16 protein-coding genes and 1 pseudogene are annotated in these 17,170 nt (G+C 54.1%); 14 read left to right on the top strand and 3 right to left on the bottom strand.

The window, feature by feature from the left end; translation table 11 throughout:
- Positions 1–7 precede the first annotated feature (7 nt).
- Positions 8–814: an exodeoxyribonuclease III gene (gene xthA / locus AC07P6_RS18095; RefSeq protein ID WP_478314035.1), complete on the bottom strand. Its 807-nt coding sequence runs from the start codon at positions 812–814 to the stop codon at positions 8–10.
- Positions 815–1,008: 194 nt separating this feature from the next.
- Between xthA and AC07P6_RS18090 the strand changes: the two genes are divergently transcribed.
- The 9 genes from AC07P6_RS18090 to AC07P6_RS18050 all read left to right on the top strand — a co-directional run bounded on the left by AC07P6_RS18090 (position 1,009) and on the right by AC07P6_RS18050 (position 12,222).
- Positions 1,009–2,139 (top strand): RNA-guided endonuclease InsQ/TnpB family protein, encoded by a 1,131-nt coding sequence (locus AC07P6_RS18090; RefSeq protein ID WP_478314033.1) that lies wholly within the window; start codon positions 1,009–1,011, stop codon positions 2,137–2,139.
- Positions 2,140–2,562: 423 nt separating this feature from the next.
- Complete coding sequence (gene astC / locus AC07P6_RS18085) at positions 2,563–3,783, top strand: succinylornithine/acetylornithine transaminase (RefSeq protein WP_434659142.1); 1,221 nt, start codon at positions 2,563–2,565, stop codon at positions 3,781–3,783.
- Entirely contained in the window at positions 3,780–4,814 is a 1,035-nt protein-coding gene (gene astA / locus AC07P6_RS18080) for an arginine N-succinyltransferase (RefSeq protein ID WP_434659141.1), read from the top strand. Before astC ends, astA begins: the two co-directional genes overlap by 4 nt.
- Complete coding sequence (gene astD, locus AC07P6_RS18075; RefSeq protein WP_434659140.1) at positions 4,811–6,289, top strand: succinylglutamate-semialdehyde dehydrogenase; 1,479 nt, start codon at positions 4,811–4,813, stop codon at positions 6,287–6,289. Before astA ends, astD begins: the two co-directional genes overlap by 4 nt.
- Positions 6,286–7,611, top strand: a complete 1,326-nt coding sequence (gene astB, locus AC07P6_RS18070; protein ID WP_478314031.1) for an N-succinylarginine dihydrolase — start codon at positions 6,286–6,288, stop codon at positions 7,609–7,611. The genes astD and astB overlap by 4 nt, the downstream gene beginning before the upstream one ends.
- Positions 7,612–7,620: 9 nt before the next feature.
- Positions 7,621–8,583 carry a succinylglutamate desuccinylase gene (gene astE / locus AC07P6_RS18065; RefSeq protein WP_478314030.1) on the top strand — a complete coding sequence of 321 codons (963 nt, stop codon included), beginning with the start codon at positions 7,621–7,623 and terminating at the stop codon, positions 8,581–8,583.
- Between the two features lie 349 nt (positions 8,584–8,932).
- Positions 8,933–9,412 carry an ATP-independent periplasmic protein-refolding chaperone Spy gene (gene spy, locus AC07P6_RS18060; protein WP_478314028.1) on the top strand — a complete coding sequence of 160 codons (480 nt, stop codon included), beginning with the start codon at positions 8,933–8,935 and terminating at the stop codon, positions 9,410–9,412.
- Positions 9,413–9,635: 223 nt separating this feature from the next.
- A complete protein-coding gene (locus tag AC07P6_RS18055) occupies positions 9,636–10,178 on the top strand; it encodes a LemA family protein (RefSeq protein ID WP_304258454.1) in 543 nt (180 codons plus the stop codon).
- 4 nt (positions 10,179–10,182) lie between these two features.
- A complete protein-coding gene (locus AC07P6_RS18050) occupies positions 10,183–12,222 on the top strand; it encodes a DUF2207 domain-containing protein (RefSeq protein WP_478314026.1) in 2,040 nt (679 codons plus the stop codon).
- A 44-nt stretch (positions 12,223–12,266) separates the two neighbouring features.
- Here the strand turns inward: AC07P6_RS18050 and cho are convergent, their stop codons facing one another.
- Positions 12,267–13,127 (bottom strand): excinuclease Cho, encoded by an 861-nt coding sequence (cho, locus tag AC07P6_RS18045; protein ID WP_478314025.1) that lies wholly within the window; start codon positions 13,125–13,127, stop codon positions 12,267–12,269.
- A gap of 104 nt (positions 13,128–13,231) precedes the next feature.
- The gene (gene nadE, locus AC07P6_RS18040; RefSeq protein WP_478314024.1) at positions 13,232–14,059 is read right to left on the bottom strand and encodes an ammonia-dependent NAD(+) synthetase; all 828 of its coding nucleotides are present in this window, start codon (positions 14,057–14,059) and stop codon (positions 13,232–13,234) included.
- Positions 14,060–14,289: 230 nt separating this feature from the next.
- Between nadE and osmE the strand changes: the two genes are divergently transcribed.
- From osmE to chbA, 5 genes and pseudogenes are all read left to right on the top strand, one after another.
- Positions 14,290–14,628, top strand: coding sequence for an osmotically-inducible lipoprotein OsmE (gene osmE / locus AC07P6_RS18035; protein ID WP_110273541.1), 339 nt, complete (start codon positions 14,290–14,292; stop codon positions 14,626–14,628).
- Between the two features lie 284 nt (positions 14,629–14,912).
- Positions 14,913–15,233 carry a PTS N,N'-diacetylchitobiose transporter subunit IIB gene (gene chbB, locus AC07P6_RS18030; protein WP_004101340.1) on the top strand — a complete coding sequence of 107 codons (321 nt, stop codon included), beginning with the start codon at positions 14,913–14,915 and terminating at the stop codon, positions 15,231–15,233.
- Positions 15,234–15,310: 77 nt separating this feature from the next.
- Positions 15,311–15,388: pseudogene (locus AC07P6_RS18025) on the top strand (hypothetical protein); the annotation flags it as partial.
- 12 nt (positions 15,389–15,400) lie between these two features.
- Positions 15,401–16,759 carry a PTS N,N'-diacetylchitobiose transporter subunit IIC gene (gene chbC / locus AC07P6_RS18020; RefSeq protein WP_304258461.1) on the top strand — a complete coding sequence of 453 codons (1,359 nt, stop codon included), beginning with the start codon at positions 15,401–15,403 and terminating at the stop codon, positions 16,757–16,759.
- A gap of 53 nt (positions 16,760–16,812) precedes the next feature.
- Complete coding sequence (gene chbA / locus AC07P6_RS18015; RefSeq protein ID WP_110273657.1) at positions 16,813–17,160, top strand: PTS N,N'-diacetylchitobiose transporter subunit IIA; 348 nt, start codon at positions 16,813–16,815, stop codon at positions 17,158–17,160.
- Positions 17,161–17,170 lie beyond the last annotated feature (10 nt).

Here is a 17,170-nt window from a genome sequence, read left to right as displayed (position 1 = left end):
GAGAGATTTACGGTTTGAAGGTTGCCCAAACCGGCGCGTGGTCGGACGGTTTTTCCATGCCACGAATCTCATAGTCAATGCCGGTTTCGATACAACGCTGCGCCAGCGGATTACTCGCCAGCAGCAGATCGATACGCAGGCCGCGGTTGTCATCAAAGCCCTTCGAGCGGTAATCGAACCACGAGAAATGCTCGTTGTCCTGCGGGTTGGCATGGCGGTATGTATCGACCAGACCCCAGCCCAACAGGCGCTCCATCCATTCACGCTCTTCCGGCAGGAACGAGCATTTACCGGTACGCAGCCAGCGCTTGCGGTTCTCTTCGCCGATACCGATATCCAAATCGGTAGGGCTGATATTCATATCGCCCATGATCAGCACCGGATTTTCTTTGTTCAGCTCGGTATCCAGGTAGTTTTGTAGATTTTGATAAAACGCCGCTTTTGCCGGGAATTTGGTTTCATGATCGCGGCTTTCACCCTGCGGGAAGTAGCCGTTAATGACCGTGACGTTGCCAAATGGGGAAGGGACTTCCGCCATGATAATGCGGCGCTGGGCCTCTTCACCGTCGTTTGGGAAACCGCGACGCACGGAGATCGGCGTTTCTTTGGTCAGAAGCGCGACGCCGTAATGACCTTTCTGCCCATGATAAAAAACGTTGTAGCCAAGCTTCGCCACGTCTTCAAGCGGAAACATATCGTCGTGAACTTTGGTTTCCTGCAGGCCGATGACGTCGGGCTGGTGTTTGTCGATGATGGCGGCCAGCTGATGCGGGCGGGCACGCAGGCCGTTGATATTAAAGGAGACAAATTTCATAGTTGCTGCCACTGTGCAAGGTGAATAGTGCAGGGATGGTAGCAGAAATTCGCCGGTCTGGCTGCGCTTAGACGTTTTATCAATTTGCGCGTAAGACCTCGCCCAATCGGGGGGGATATAAGCGCGGTAACTGCGTAATTTTTGTTGACCTTCGTCAACATCGCTTATATTTTTCAGCGTATTTTATTAGCCCTATGAAACGCGCCTATAAATATCGATTCTATCCAACACCCGATCAGGTTGAGCTTTTGGCTCAAACGTTCGGGTGCGTGCGTTTTATCTATAACAGCATCCTTCGCTGGCGCACTGACGCGTACTATGAGCGCCAGGAGAAAATCGGCTATACGCAAGCCAGCACCCGCTTAACAGCACTGAAAAAGGAGCCAGAATTTGCCTGGCTCAACGACGTTTCCAGCGTGCCGCTACAGCAAGCCTTGCGCCACCAACAAGCCGGATTCTCAAACTTTTTCGCCGGACGTGCCAGATACCCGACATTCAAAAGCAAACGCCATAAACAGGCCGTTACGCTCACCGATGCTGCGTTTAAATACCGTGATGGCAAGTTGTACATGGCAAAGAGCAAAGCGCCTTTAGACGTGCGCTGGAGTCGCCCTTTGCCATTTGTCCCTTCCACGGTCACGATCAGCAAAGATACCGCCGGGCGGTACTTTGTTTCGTGCCTCTGCGAGTTTGAGCCTGTATCACTGCCGATCATCGCTTCCATGGTCGGCATTGATGTTGGTTTAAAAGATTTATTCGTCACCGATACCGGATTCAAGTCCGGCAATCCCCGCCATACCGCTAAATACGCGGCACGCCTGGCGCTACTCCAGCGCCGTTTAAGTAAAAAGGCCAAAGGCTCGAAAAATCGCGCCAAAGCCCGCTTAAAGGTGGCCCGACTCCACGCGAAAATTGCCGATTGCCGAATGGATGTCTTGCACAAGGCCACCCGCAAACTGATTAACGATAACCAAGTCGTTTGCGTCGAATCCCTCAAGGTGAAGAACATGCTCCGCAACCCGTCGCTATCTAAAGCGATAGCAGACGCAGGCTGGGGTGGGTTCACGCGCCAGCTGGCATATAAGGGCGAATGGGCCGGGTGTTCAGTGGTCGCAATCGACCCGTTTTTCCCGTCCTCAAAACGCTGTAGCTGTTGCGGTTTCACCCTGCAAAAGATGCCTCTTGATGTTCGTAAATGGCACTGCCCAGAATGCGGCGCAGACCATGATCGTGACGTTAACGCGGCCCGTAATATCAAAGCTGCCGGGCTGGCAGTGTTAGCCCACGGAGAGCCTGTAAATCCTGAATCGCATAAAGCGGCTTAGGTTCGGTTCCGTGAAGTGGGAATTCTCGCCCTTTAGGGCGGGGAGCAGTCAATCTGCCAATTGCTGTGGTCGGTAGCCCATAGCCCGTTTGCACAAACTGTGCACCATTCTGGAACGCGATGCGCCAAAAAAGGGCGAATATTACCGATAAATTTCGTAGAGGATCACAATTACAGAATTATATCTTACCTCTGCATAATCTTTCTTTTTTTTCCACTGCAAAAGGCTCGCGTGACATTTTTATTCACTTTTTATGCATTTTGTGTGAATAAGTGACTTTTGTAACTTGTTGATATTTCGTTATTGACCTCGATTTATGCATTTTTTCCTCTGGCTGGCACGAACCGTGCAATCTACATTTACACCGTGATAACCATATTTATTAACATTATTTAAACTTTTTATTTACCGGAAGAGGTCGATATGTCTCAGTCAATTACGCGTAGCCACTTTGATGAATGGATGATGCCTGTTTACGCGCCAGCGGCTTTTATTCCGGTACGCGGCGAAGGTTCACGCCTGTGGGATCAGCAGGGGAAGGAGTATATCGATTTTGCCGGCGGTATTGCGGTTAATGCCCTCGGTCACGCGAATCCGCAACTAGTGAAGGCACTGACCGACCAGGCGGGGAAATTCTGGCATACCGGCAACGGCTATACCAATGAACCGGTATTGCGCCTGGCTAAACAGCTGATTGATGCCACCTTTGCCGACCGGGTCTTTTTCTGTAACTCGGGGGCTGAAGCCAACGAAGCGGCGCTCAAGCTGGCGCGTAAATACGCCCATGACCATTTCGGTAGCCAGAAAAGCGGCATCGTCGCGTTCAAAAATGCCTTCCATGGCCGCACGTTGTTCACCGTTTCCGCTGGCGGCCAGCCCGCCTATTCTCAGGACTTCGCGCCGTTGCCGCCGCAAATTCAGCACGCTATTTACAACGATCTTGATTCGGCAAAAGCGCTGATTAATGACGATACCTGCGCGGTGATTGTTGAGCCAATGCAGGGTGAAGGCGGCGTAGTGCCTGCCGATCCCCATTTCCTGCGCGGTCTGCGCGAGCTATGCGATGCGCATAACGCACTGCTGATTTTCGATGAAGTGCAGACTGGCGTCGGGCGCACCGGTGAGCTGTACGCCTATATGCACTATGGCGTCACGCCGGACGTGCTTTCGACCGCCAAAGCGCTGGGCGGCGGTTTCCCGATTGGCGCGCTGCTGGCTACGGAGCATTGCGCGAGCGTAATGACCGTCGGTACCCACGGCACCACCTACGGCGGCAACCCGCTGGCCTGCGCGGTGGCTGGAGAGGTGTTATCCATCGTCAATACCCCAGCCGTGCTCAACGGCGTTAAGCAGCGCCATCAGTGGTTCAGTGAACGACTCAACGCCATTAACGCGCGTTACGGCCTGTTTAAAGAGATCCGTGGTCTGGGGCTGCTGATTGGCTGCGTGCTGAAAGAGGAATATGCCGGGAAGGCAAAGGCTATCAGCAACCAGGCGGCGGAAGATGGGCTGATGATCCTGATTGCTGGTGCGAACGTGGTGCGCTTTGCGCCCGCACTAATTGTCAGTGAAGAAGAGGTTAACTGCGGGCTGGATCGCTTTGAGCTGGCCTGCAAACACTTTCTTGCGGGGGTCTCATCATGATGGTGATCCGTCCTGTTGAAAAAGGGGATCTGCCGGGGTTGATGACCCTGGCGGGCGAGACCGGCGGCGGCCTGACGTCGCTTCCGGCTGACGAGGCAACGCTTGCTGCGCGGATTGAGCGCTCGCAGATGACCTGGCGCGGTGAGCTGCCGAAAAGTGAACAGGGCTATGTGTTCGTACTTGAGGATTGCACCAGCGGCGCGGTAGCGGGGATTTGCGCTATCGAGGTTGCCGTTGGGCTGAACGATCCCTGGTACAACTACCGCGTCGGGACCCAGGTCCATGCTTCGAAAGAGCTTAACGTCTATAACGCCTTGCCGACGCTGTTTCTCAGTAACGACCATACCGGCAGCAGCGAACTGTGTACGCTGTTTCTCGACCCGAAATGGCGCAAAGAGGGCAACGGCTACCTGCTGTCGAAATCGCGCTTTTTGTTTATGGCCGCGTTCCGCGAGCGCTTCAACGAAAAAGTGGTGGCGGAGATGCGTGGGGTTATCGATGAGCATGGCTATTCGCCGTTCTGGGAAAGCCTCGGCAAACGTTTCTTTGCGATGGAATTTTCCCGCGCTGATTACCTGTGCGGCACCGGACAAAAGGCATTTATTGCCGCGCTGATGCCGAAGCATCCGCTGTACATCGACTTTCTATCCGATGAGGCGCGCGCGGTGATCGGCGAGGTCCATCCGCAAACGGCCCCGGCCCGTGCGGTGCTGGAGAAAGAGGGCTTCCGCTATCTTAATTACGTCGACATCTTCGACGGCGGTCCGACGCTGGAGTGTGAAATTAACCGCGTCAGGGCTATCCGCAAAAGTCGGCTGGTCACCGTCGCAGAAGGAGAGCCAGCGCCTGGAGAGTGGCCAGTGTGTCTGGTCGCCAATGAGCAATATCAGCAGTTTCGCGCCATGTTAGTTCACGCCGACCCGGAAACCGATCGCTTAATGTTAAGCGCGCGCGAACTCGATGCCCTGAAATGCCACGTCGGCGACCCGGTCAGACTGGTTCGCCTGTGCCCCGAGGAGAAAAAATCATGAGTTTATGGATTAATGGCGATTGGCAAAGCGGTCGCGGCCCGGCCCGAACTAAAAACAATCCGGTGAGCCAGGCGCTGCTGTGGGAGGGTAATGATGCGGATACCGAGCAGGTTACGCTGGCGGTGAGCGCTGCCCGTCAGGCGTTTCCGGCCTGGGCGCGTCAGCCCTTCGCTACGCGTCGGACGATAGCGGAAAAGTTTGCCGCGCTGCTGGAGGCGAACAAGACGGAATTAACGGCGATCATTGCTCAGGAGACCGGCAAGCCGCGCTGGGAAGCGGCAACGGAAATCACTGCGATGATCAATAAAGTGGCTATTTCAGTGAGTGCTTATCATAGCCGTACGGGAGAGGCACAGACCGCGATGGCCGACGGAGCCGCGACGCTGCGCCACCGTCCGCATGGCGTACTGGCAGTGTTTGGCCCCTATAATTTTCCCGGACATCTGCCTAACGGGCATATTGTTCCGGCGCTGCTGGCGGGCAATACCGTGGTTTTTAAACCCAGTGAGCTGACCCCGCAGAGCGGTGAGGCGGTGGTAAAACTGTGGGCCGAGGCGGGCCTGCCGCCGGGCGTGCTTAACCTGCTGCAGGGCGGCCGTGAAACCGGCGAGGCCCTGAGCGGGCAGGCGGATATCGACGGCCTGCTGTTTACTGGCAGCTCGCATACTGGTTTCCAACTGCATAAACAGTTGGCGGGCCAGCCGGAAAAAATTCTCGCCCTCGAAATGGGCGGCAATAATCCGCTAATTGTCGATGAGCCGCAGGATATCGACGCCGCTGTCCATCTGACGATCCAGTCGGCGTTTATTACCGCCGGACAGCGCTGCACCTGCGCGCGTCGTCTGCTGGTTAAACGCGGTGAGGCGGGCGATGCGTTTCTGCAACGGCTTGTGACAGTGTCACAAAAACTCATCCCCGATGCGTGGGATGCTGACCCACAGCCGTTCCTCGGTGGGTTAATTTCAGCGCAGGCGGCGCAAAAGGTCCATCAGGCGTGGCTGGCGCATGTGGCAAACGGTGGCAAGACGCTGCTGGAGCCGCGCTTGCTGCAGGCCGGAACGTCCCTGCTGACGCCCGGCATCGTCGAGATGAGCGAGGTGGCGCAGGTGGCTGATGAAGAGGTGTTCGGCCCGCTGCTTTGTGTCTGGCGTTATGACGACTTTGACGAGGCGATTACCCTTGCCAACGCGACCCGATTTGGGCTCTCGTGCGGGCTAATCTCCGCTGAACGCGAGAAGTTTGACCGTCTGCTGCTGGAGGCGCGGGCCGGGATTGTTAACTGGAACAAACCGCTGACCGGAGCTGCCAGCACCGCGCCGTTTGGCGGCACCGGCGCTTCCGGCAACCATCGCCCTGGTGCCTGGTATGCCGCAGACTATTGCGCCTGGCCGATGGCGAGCCTGGAGTCACCGGATTTGTCGCTACCGGCAACGCTAAGCCCTGGGCTGGATTTCCAGCAGGAGCCAACCCAATGAAAGCCTGGGAAGTGAACTTTGATGGGCTGCCGGGTCTGACCCACCACTATGCGGGATTATCGTTTGGAAACGAAGCCTCGACCAAACATCGCTATCGGGTATCGAACCCGCACCTGGCAGCGAAGCAGGGGCTAAAGAAGATGAAAGCCCTTGCTGACGCGGGCTATCCGCAGGCGCTGATCCCGCCGCAGGAGCGACCAAATTTGCCACTGCTCCGCCAGATTGGCTTTACCGGCAACGATGAACAGGTGCTGGAAAAAGCGGCGTGCCAGGCCCCCGATCTATTGTCCTCGGTCAGCTCCGCCTCATCGATGTGGGTGGCGAACGCCGCCACGGTCTCGCCGTCCGCTGATTCCCTGGACGGGCGGGTGCATCTGACCGTCGCCAATCTGAATGATAAATTCCACCGCGCCAGCGAAGCGCCGACCACCGAAGCGCTGCTGCGGGCTATTTTCCCTGATGAACAGCACTTTGCGGTACACGGCGCGCTGCCTCAGGTCTCGCTGTTCGGCGACGAGGGGGCGGCAAACCATAATCGCCTCGGCGGCGAATATGGTGCGCCGGGCGTACAGCTGTTTATTTATGGTCGCCAGCAAGGGGGCGAAAGCCACCCGCAGCGCTACCCGGCGCGGCAGACGCTGGAGGCCAGCCAGGCCGTTGCCCGCCTGAACCAGGTTAATCCCCGGCAGGTGATTTTCGCCCGGCAAAATCCGGCGGTGATCGATAAAGGCGTTTTTCATAATGACGTCATCGCGGTGAGCAACCAGCAGGTGTTGTTCTGCCACGAGCAGGCGTTTGTTGATCAGCCGCAGCTGCTGCAACAGCTGGCGCAGCAGGTTCCTGGATTTACGCCTCTCGTCGTACCGGCAAGCCAGGTCTCGGTCGAAGATGCGGTGGCAACCTATCTGTTCAACAGTCAGTTGCTCAGTAAACCCGAAGGCGGGATGCGGCTGATTCTGCCGCTGGAAGCGCAGGAGCATCCGGGTGTCTGGCGCTATCTTAACCAGCTGGTGGCTGAGGATAACCCCATTGACGAGCTACAGGTCTACAATCTGCGCGAAAGCATGGCCAACGGCGGTGGCCCCGCCTGCCTGCGCTTGCGGGTGGTACTGAACGAAAGCGAGCTGAAGGCAGTCAATCCGGCGGTCATGATGAACGACGGGCTGTTCGTGACGCTTAATGACTGGGTGGACCGCTACTACCGCGATCGTCTGACTCAGGCGGATCTTGCCGACCCGCAGTTGCTGCGCGAAGGGCGTGAGGCGCTGGATCGCTTAACGCAAATCCTGCGCCTCGTCTCGGTCTATCCGTTCCAGCAATAAGGAGGCGTTGTGGATGACTTTCTGGCATTAACCCTGGCGGGGCGTTTGCCCCACCATTTTCATGGCCAAACTGCGCACTTTCGCTGGCACTGGCTTGACTGCGGTATTTTGCAGCTTATCCCCCATGAGTCCTGCGATCGTTCGCTGGTGCTGTCAGCCGGGCTTCACGGTAATGAAACCGCACCGGTTGAAATCACTGATTTACTGCTGCGTCAGCTATTTCGCGGAGAGCTACCGCTACGCTGGCGGCTGCTGGTGATCCTCGGTAATCCACCGGCTTTGCGAGCGAACAAGCGCTATGTGCACAGTGATATCAACCGTATGTTTGGTGAGCGCTGGCGAGCGTTTAGTCCCAGTGATGAAACCGCTCGCGCCAGGCAGTTAGAACGTGCAGTGACACGGTTTTATGCCTCGAGCCCGGGGGAGCGATGGCATTTGGATTTACACACCGCCATTCGCGGTTCGCTCCACCCTCGGTTTGGCGTGCTTCCGGCGCGGGATAAACCGTGGGATGACGATTTTCTGCGCTGGCTGGGCGCGGCGGGCCTGGAAGCGCTGGTGTTTCATCAGCAACCGGGCGGCACCTTTACCCATTTTAGCTGTGAACGTTTTGCTGCGCTTTCCTGCACGCTGGAGTTAGGCAAGGCGTTACCGTTTGGCGACAATGATCTGAATCTGTTTGCTGCGACCCAACATGCGTTGGCACGTCTACTGGCGGGGGATATGACACTGGAGGAGGGGCAAACACCGCTACGCTACCGGGTGATACAGCAAATCACCCGCAGCAGCGAACTGTTTCGACTGCATATGTCGGCGCAAACGCTCAACTTCACGTCGTTCACCGCCGGTACGCTGCTGGCCGAAGATGGCGATATCCGCTACGTGGTGGAAAAAGCGCAGGAATATGTGCTGTTTCCCAACCCTGGCGTTGCTTTTGGCCAGCGGGCCGGGCTGATGCTGGAGCGGTTCTAGATATTCCGTCGTCCGGTCGGGCGGCGGGGTATTGCGTAATTGGCTTTCTGCCTTAATCTTATTTTTTTGTGCGCTGAAGATTGATTGCAGATTATTCCTGGTTAAATGCTTTGTTTTTAATCTTTGCTGATTTATAATCTCCATAATTTCTCGATAAAACAGCCTGTTAATTATTTATCCTTGCAATTCTCTCCTTATTTTTCATATTTTCTCCACAATTGGCGAGAAAATGTTTTTTACACTTTCATTGTTTTACGCTTGCTCTGACTAATTGACGATAAACGTCGTAAAGTTTATCTCGTCAACACGGCAACGCGCCGTAAGAATAACGCAAAGTAAGGATTGAACTATGAAGAAGATTACTGCACTGTTTGTTGCCTCTACTCTGGCTCTGGGCGCGGCTAACCTGGCTCACGCGGCAGACGCTACCGCCACTCCAACCGACAGCAAGCCGATGATGCATCATAAAGGCAAAGGCGGCCCGCACGAAATGATGTTCAAAGGTCTGAACCTGACCGATGCGCAGAAAACGCAAATTCGCGACATCATGAAAGGCCAGCGTGAAAATATGAAACGCCCGTCTCTGGATGAACGCCGCGCGATGCATGAACTGGTCGCCAGCGACACCTTCGATAAAGCGAAGGCGGAAGCGCAGATGGATAAGATGGAAGCCCAGCACAAAGAGATGGCGCTGGCCCGTCTGGAAACCCAGAACAAGATTTACAACATTCTGACGCCGGAACAGAAAAAACAGTTTAATGCCAATTTTGAGAAGCATCTGACAGAACGTAAAGCGCCTGAAGGTAAAATGCCTGCACCAGCTGAATAACTCAGCGCGCTGACTTAAGACCGCCGGTCTTGCCCAATAATGCCAACAGGCTTTGGGCAGGGCCGGCGGTTTTTTCTTTATATATAGCCGGTTAACCGAAAAATGCCCGGTTAGTTAAACCCGATTTACCCCACAGGGTCGAGTGTGTCAGGATAGATACCCTTGGTATCATTGCGGGTACATGCAAATATTAATGCTGCTTGCTATTTTATGGATTTAACATATGGAAATGTATATCGGTCTGGCCATTATCGTTGTGGTACTCGTCTGGGTCGTCATGACCTATAACCGCTTTATCTCCCTGCGGCGTTTCAAAGATGAGGCCTGGAGCGGTATTGCCGTACAGCTCAAACGTCGTCACGACCTGGCGCCTAATCTGCTAAGCCTGGTGAAACGCTATGCGCAGCATGAAAAGGAACTGCTGGAAGAGATATCCCGCCAGCGTGGCGAACTGGTGGGCAATACTCGTCAGATAGCGGATAACGAGCGCAGCTACGCTGGCACGATTGGGCGCATATTTGCGCTCGGCGAAGCTTATCCTGAGCTCAGAGCCAGCGAAAACTTTCTCTCCCTGCAACAATCCCTCAGCGAAATAGAAGAGCAGTTGCAAATGGCTCGCCGCTACTTCAACGGTACGGTACGCGATTTCAATATTCTGGTGGAGTCTTTCCCCAGTCTGCTGCTGGCGCGGCTGTTTAATTTTAAAACAGAATTGTTTTTTGAACTGGACTCTCCCGAAGAGGCCAAATCGCCTCGGATGGAGTGATTGCATGTTCAATTTGTCCACCCGCCTGCTGCACGTTCTCGGGCTGCTGCTGTCTTTGGCCAGCCCTGCCATATTCGCTTCAGATAACGTGATTATTCTCAAGGATGCCTCCCAGCTCCCGCCAGGCGCGATCCCGGCGTATGAACATATTCTCTCTTTCGACTCCCGGGCGCGTTTTAACCCCAATGGCAGCATGGAGATGCAAGAAAATATTAAGGTGCTTGCGCTGGGAAAAGAGATCCGTCGGGGAATTTTTCGTACGCTGCCCCTGACCTGGAATCGTCAGGACGGCAAGATTTTCAGCGTCGATTATGAGATTAAATCGGTTTCGCGCGATGGTAAATATGAGCTCTATAGCCTTGATAAAGAGGCCAAAACGCTGACGTTGCGTATTGGGAGCGCACAACAAACCCTCAGGCCGGGGATCTACAATTATGAGATTCGCTATCAGATCAGTAACCATTTCAGCCGCTTTCCCGAGTGGGATGAGCTTTACTGGAACGTGACGGGAAACGACTGGGCCTGGCCGATAACCAGGGCCAGCTTTCGTCTGGAGCTGCCGGGAGCAGCCAATAATCTCAATGTAGATTCCAAAGACGCCAGGCTGCGTTCTATTGACGTGTATACCGGATTCGCAGGGGCCAAGGAGCACAATGCGGAAGTTCTGCCCGACGGTAGTGTGCGTACTCTGCGACCGCTGGCAAAAGGGGAAGGGCTGACCGTTGTCTATACCTGGCCGCGGGCGATTCTTGCTGCCGCTCCGGCACCGGAAGCCGCGTTGCCGCTGGTGCATCTCCTTATTCCGACGCTGAAGACCAGTGTGATATGGCTGCCGTTGCTGATGATGGCGTTGTACTACGGCCTTTGGTGGCGGAAACACGTGACCAAAGCAGGACTGAGGAAGCCGCCGGTCGTACCGCTCTTTTCGCTGCCTGCCGGGATGTCGCCGGGCTATCTGCGTTTTCTCATCCGGCGTAAATATGATGATATTGCTTTTAGTAGCGACCTTTTGGGGCTGGTAGCGAAGCGCGGGATGGCGGTGAAGGGGGACGAAAATCAATCCCATAGTCCCTGGCTTTCAGACTCGGGCGGAAAACAGGTGCTGACTCGTTTGCCCGTTGAGGGGAACAGCCGCTTAAACAGCGATGACCTGCAGCTATTAAGCACGCTATTTAAAGGTAAAAGAAAGAATATCGACCTCAGCGTGGCCCATCAGAAGTCGATGCAGAATGGCCGCGTTCGGCAGGATAAACGCTGTGAAGCGCTACGCCCTAAACTGTTTCGCAAGTGGGCGCAACCGCTGCGACGCTGCATCTATATTGCACTGCTGATACCGGTGATTTGCGGTATCTGGGTTAACGTTGAAGTTGCGCTGCTCACCATCCCGGCGGCGCTCTTTATGCTGATCGGCGCAACGATGTTGACGTTTCTGCTGCGCTTTTTATGCCATCCGCGGGAAATGTGGCGCGCCTGGGGGGCGGGGCTGCTATTTTTTGCTGTCATCTTTGGTCCTTTCGCGACGCTGGGGGGAGGGCTTTTTCTCTTCGGGATATTGCCTGTAACCCAGCTTCCTGCCGGTTATATCGGCGCGCTGCTGGCCGCGATCGTGCTATGCATTTTTGTCGGCTGGAAAACGCCTCGTTATACGCAACAGGGGCTGGATGAGCTGGCGATCGCCAAAGGGTTGCAACTGTATCTCGGTACCGCTGAAAAGCATCGTTATCAGATTATCTATCCGCCCGCACAGATGATTACCCACTTTGAAGAGCTGCTGCCGGTTGCGCTGGCGCTCGGGGTGGGGAAAACCTGGGCCGATACCTTTGCGCACTATCTGAGCAGTACCGGCGCAATGTCGGCGGCGTTTGCCAGCGCCGACTGGGGGAGCGTAAGTCACTTCAGCGAGTCCTGCCGAACGTCTTCGATGCCAACGCCCAGCAGCAGTTCAGGATCTGGCTCATCAGGCTCGAGCTACAGCGGTTCGGGATCTTCCGGCGGCGGCTCGTCCGGCGGTGGTTCGGGCGGTGGAGGCGGTGGCGGCTGGTAAATGCGGGGAAATAGCCCCGGCATAAACCGGGGTTTAAACTCCGCTCATAGCGGATGAAGCTTATAGCTGCCGCTGAGCAGCGGTTTGCACAATATTTTATAACCGTCATGATCAAATTTGGCCGACAGGCGCGTTAACGCTGACGCTTGCGGTAGAGAATCGACGGCACCCAGCCACAGCCAGTTGTGAATGATGTGATATTGCGTCATGTCACCACAGCTTTCTTCCAGTGCGACCGCGCCGGGCCACGGCCAGCATACCAACTGCATTTTTTGCATATTTTCACGCAGTCGTTGATGGTGCGCGTCTGTACTTTCTTTACCACAGCAGGCACCCGCGCAGCGGCCCAGCGCGGAACGAAAGCAGGCGCGGCCACGGTTGAGCGGTTCCAGCCCCATAAGTCCGTAACAGAGGCGATGTTCATCGGCGATTTTTTGCAGTGCCTGGAGCGCTGCGCGGCGGTTTGCAAACAGACCATAGAGATCGTTTTGCTGTGAGAAATCCAGTTCGCTCGCGTAGACCACCTGCGGGCGGGAGTCCGTCAGACGTAACGAACACAGCTGGCGGTTTTGCCGCAGGCGTTTGTTGAATAAAGGCTGCTGTTCTTTGATGAGCTGTGCTTCTAATAATAAAGCGCCGAGTTCACCCGCCGTGCGTTGCCAGGTAATACTCCGCGCCTGGCGCAGCATTGCAGCTTCGTTCGGCGTGCGCAGGTGAGACAGCACCCGACTGCGGATATTGACGCTTTTCCCGATATAAAGCGGCAGAGTCTCGCTTTCACCGTGAAACAGGTACACCCCTGGCTGCTTTGGCAGCGCTTCAAGCCATGGACGCAGGTGCTCGGGATATTCATAAATTGCTGCCGCTTCAAATTCGAGACGCGGTGCGGATTGCCTTCTTGCCACTATCACTCCTGGTGCTGTTTATTTATCCAGTATAGCAGTTGCAAGAAAAGCAGAGAAGGGTAAAAAACAACCCCGACCTGAGCCGGGGTGAAAGGAGAGGGGCGTTACTTTTTCCAGAAGTCGTCGAATACGGTAATCGGCGGCCGACGTTTATGTTCGGTTTTGAGATACCAGCCTTCGATGGTTTTGGCGATTTTCTCGTCCAATGTTTTGCCTTCCAGATAGTCGTCAATGTTGTCGTAGGTCACGCCCAGCGCCACTTCGTCCGGCAGGGAGGGGCGATCGTCTTCAAGATCGGCTGTCGGCAGCTTTTTATACAGATGTTCCGGGCAGCCTAACTGCGCCAGCAGCTGTTTGCCCTGACGTTTGTTGAGACGGAAAATGGGGTTAATGTCGGTACCACCATCACCGTATTTGGTGAAGAATCCAGTAATCGCTTCCGCAGCATGGTCGGTCCCGACCACCACGCCGTTGGTCATCCCCGCAATACTGTACTGCGCCTTCATACGTTCACGGGCTTTTTCATTGCCGCGAACAAAGTCGCTAAGTTCGATGCCCGTTTCACGCAGTGCCTGTTCGCTGGCCAGCACAGCGCCTTTAATATTGACCGTTAATACGCGATCCGGCTGAATAAAGGCGATGGCATCCTGGCAATCCTGCTCATCCGCCTGCACGCCGTAGGGCAAACGGACGGCAATAAATTGCAAGCTGCTATCGCCCGTTTCGGCACGCAGCTCGTTGATGGCCAACTGGCACAGTTTGCCGGTCAGCGTTGAGTCCTGTCCGCCGCTGATGCCAAGAACCAGTGATTTTATAAAAGGATACGTTTGCAGGTAAGACTTGAGAAAGTCTACGCTGCGGCGTATCTCGCCTTCGACATCGATCTGGGGTTTTGCGCCCAGCGCCTGAATAATTTCTTGTTGTAGCGTCATCGCGCCCTCCGGGAAGTGAATCTGTTTGGCAATCAGCAAGGGTTTAAGCTACCTCTTTGACGGTAAAACGACAAGGATCACAGTTTTGAGTGACGCAAAAGCATGCAACCTCAAGGACATAGCTTTTATTATTGGAAAGCTCTTAATTTTTGCTCATTTCCACCTTCGGCTTGAAAAATAACGATATTTATTCCAGGCTTATTAACACGCCAAAAAAAAGAGGATGGTATATGAACAAGAATTTTGCAGGATTTCTGGGCGCAGCAGCAGTATTGACCATGCTGGCAGGGTGTACGGCCTATGACCGTACCAAAGATCAGTTCACGCAGCCGGTGGTTAAAGACGTTAAAAAAGGTATGACTCGTGCTCAGGTAACGCAAATTGCCGGTAAACCTTCATCTGAAGTCACCATGATTCATGCGCGTGGTACCTGCCAGACATACATCCTGGGTCAACGCGATGGTAAAATTGAAACCTATTTTGTTGCCTTAGACGATACGGGACACGTTATCAATTCTGGCTATCAGACCTGCGCAGAGTACGACACGGATCCGCGCAACAGCAAGTAAGATACCGCCGTATTGCTGATTTCTACGTAAGCCCGACCAGTGGTCGGGCTTTTTTATGATTTGTCATGCTTATTTAATTGCGCGAATTATTTGAGGGAAATGTGAGGGTAGTCAAAACGCAAGGTCAATGAGAGACAATTTTGCTCAAGGAGGAATTATCCTGCTGCCAGGTGATGCCGTATACTCAATGCATAAACAATACTAATTGAAAGAAAACATGTCTTACCCGGCTCTCAGGCATCAGGATGCAGAGAGCGCAGGTCACACACATTGAGGAAGCGTTCATGGAAAAGAAACATATCTACCTGTTCTGTTCTGCTGGGATGTCTACATCTCTGCTGGTGTCTAAAATGCGGGCACAGGCTGAGAAGTATGAAGTGCCGGTTATTATTGAAGCATTTCCGGAAACGCTGGCCGGTGAAAAAGGCCCTGATGCCGATGTCGTATTATTAGGCCCACAAATTTCCTATATGCTGCCAGATATTCAGCGTCTGCTGCCAAACAAGCCAGTAGAAGTGATTGACTCTGTATTATACGGTAAGATCGATGGTTTAGGTGTACTGAAAGCGGCCGTTGCGGCCATTAAGAAAGCTGCTGCACAATAATTTTATTTTAAAACTCGACATATTTCGGATAGCAATGCTAACAACTTCGTAGGGGTAGTTTTAGCCACTTTGCTGTCCGGAGTATCGAGAGTTTATTTTCCCGTCAAAGAGTAATTTCATCCATCATCGCCGTAATAATTATATTACGGCCTTAAAGGGTATTTATTATGAGTAAAGTGATTGATTCGCTTGAAAAGGTACTCCTTCCTTTTGCGGTCAGAATAGGAAGACAACCTCACGTCAATGCAATTAAGAACGGCTTTATTAAGTTAATGCCATTGACGCTAGCTGGGGCAATGTTTGTTCTAATTAACAACGTATTTCTGAGCTTTGGCGACGGCTCTTTCTTTTATTCAATGGGCATTCGTCTGGATGCTTCTACAATTGAAACCCTCAACGGTTTTAAAGCTATCGGCGGTAACGTTTATAACGGTACGCTGGGTATTATGTCGTTGATGGCGCCTTTCTTTATCGGTTCCGCGTTAGCTGAAGAGCGTAAAGTGGACCCGATGGCGGCAGGCTTACTGGCCGTCGCGGCATTTATGACCGTTACGCCTTATAGCGTGGGTGAAGCCTACGCCGTTGGTGCTAACTGGTTAGGCGGCGCTAATATTATTTCGGGTATCGTGATCGGCCTGATCGTTGCCGAGATGTTCACCTTCATCGTTCATCGTAATTGGGTGATTACGCTGCCGTCCAGCGTACCGGCTTCGGTTTCCCGCTCATTCTCGGCGGTCATTCCTGCCTTTATTATCCTGTCGATCATGGGGATTATCTCCTGGGCGCTGACCCACTGGGGCACTAACTTCCACCAGATCATCATGGATACCATCTCCACGCCGCTGGCCTCAATGGGTGCCGTCGTTGGCTGGGCGTATGTGATTTTCACCTCGCTGCTGTGGTTCTTCGGTGTACACGGTTCGCTGGCGCTGTCGGCGCTGGATAGCGGAATCATGACGCCGTGGGCGCTGGAAAACATCGCCACCTACCAGCAGTACGGTTCTGTCGAAGCCGCGCTGGCAGCAGGTAAGAGTTTCCATATGTGGGCCAAGCCGATGCTTGATTCCTACATCTTCCTTGGCGGTACCGGTGCGACCCTGGGCTTAATCATCGCTATCTTCATCGCTTCACGTCGTGAGGATCATCGTCAGGTTGCGAAGCTGGCGCTGCCGTCAGGCATCTTCCAGATTAACGAGCCAATCCTGTTCGGTCTGCCGATTATTATGAACCCGGTGATGTTTATCCCGTTCATTCTGATTCAGCCTCTGCTGGCGGCTATCACCATGACCGCTTACACCCTGGGTATCATCCCGCCGATTACCAACATCGCGCCGTGGACCATGCCGACCGGTTTAGGTGCCTTCTTTAACACTAACGGCAGCGTTGCTGCACTGTTACTCGCACTTTTCAACCTGGGTATAGCCACGCTGGTCTACCTGCCGTTTGTGATAATTTCCAACAAAGCGCAGGGCGTCATTGAGCAGGAAGAGAGCGAAGAAGATATCGCTAACGCACTGAAATTCTAATATCGAGCGGTGCGGGAGGTTTCCCGTACCGCCTGAGCAACGAGGGAATGAGTATGTTTGATCTGGATAATATCGCAGCAGAAGACACGCCGATAAACGACCTCGAAGAGGTGGTTATGGGGCTGATTATCAACTCCGGGCAAGCACGCAGTCTGGCCTATGCCGCACTGAAGCAGGCGAAAAAGGGTGACTTCGATGCAGCGAAAACCATGATGGAGCAGTCAAGGGTGGCGCTGAGCGAAGCGCATCTTGTACAGACGCAGCTGATCGAGAGCGATGAGGGTGAAGGTAAAGTGAAGGTGAGCCTGGTGCTGGTTCATGCGCAGGATCATCTAATGACCTCAATGCTGGCTCGTGAGTTGGTTGCCGAATTGATTGAGCTGCACGAGAAGGTACAATAGGTCATCGACA

This window comes from Klebsiella sp. GFKo11 (assembly GCF_056490265.1).
The sequence above is the reverse complement of the archived record's forward strand: the minus strand, read 5'-3'. Positions and strand labels throughout refer to the sequence as shown.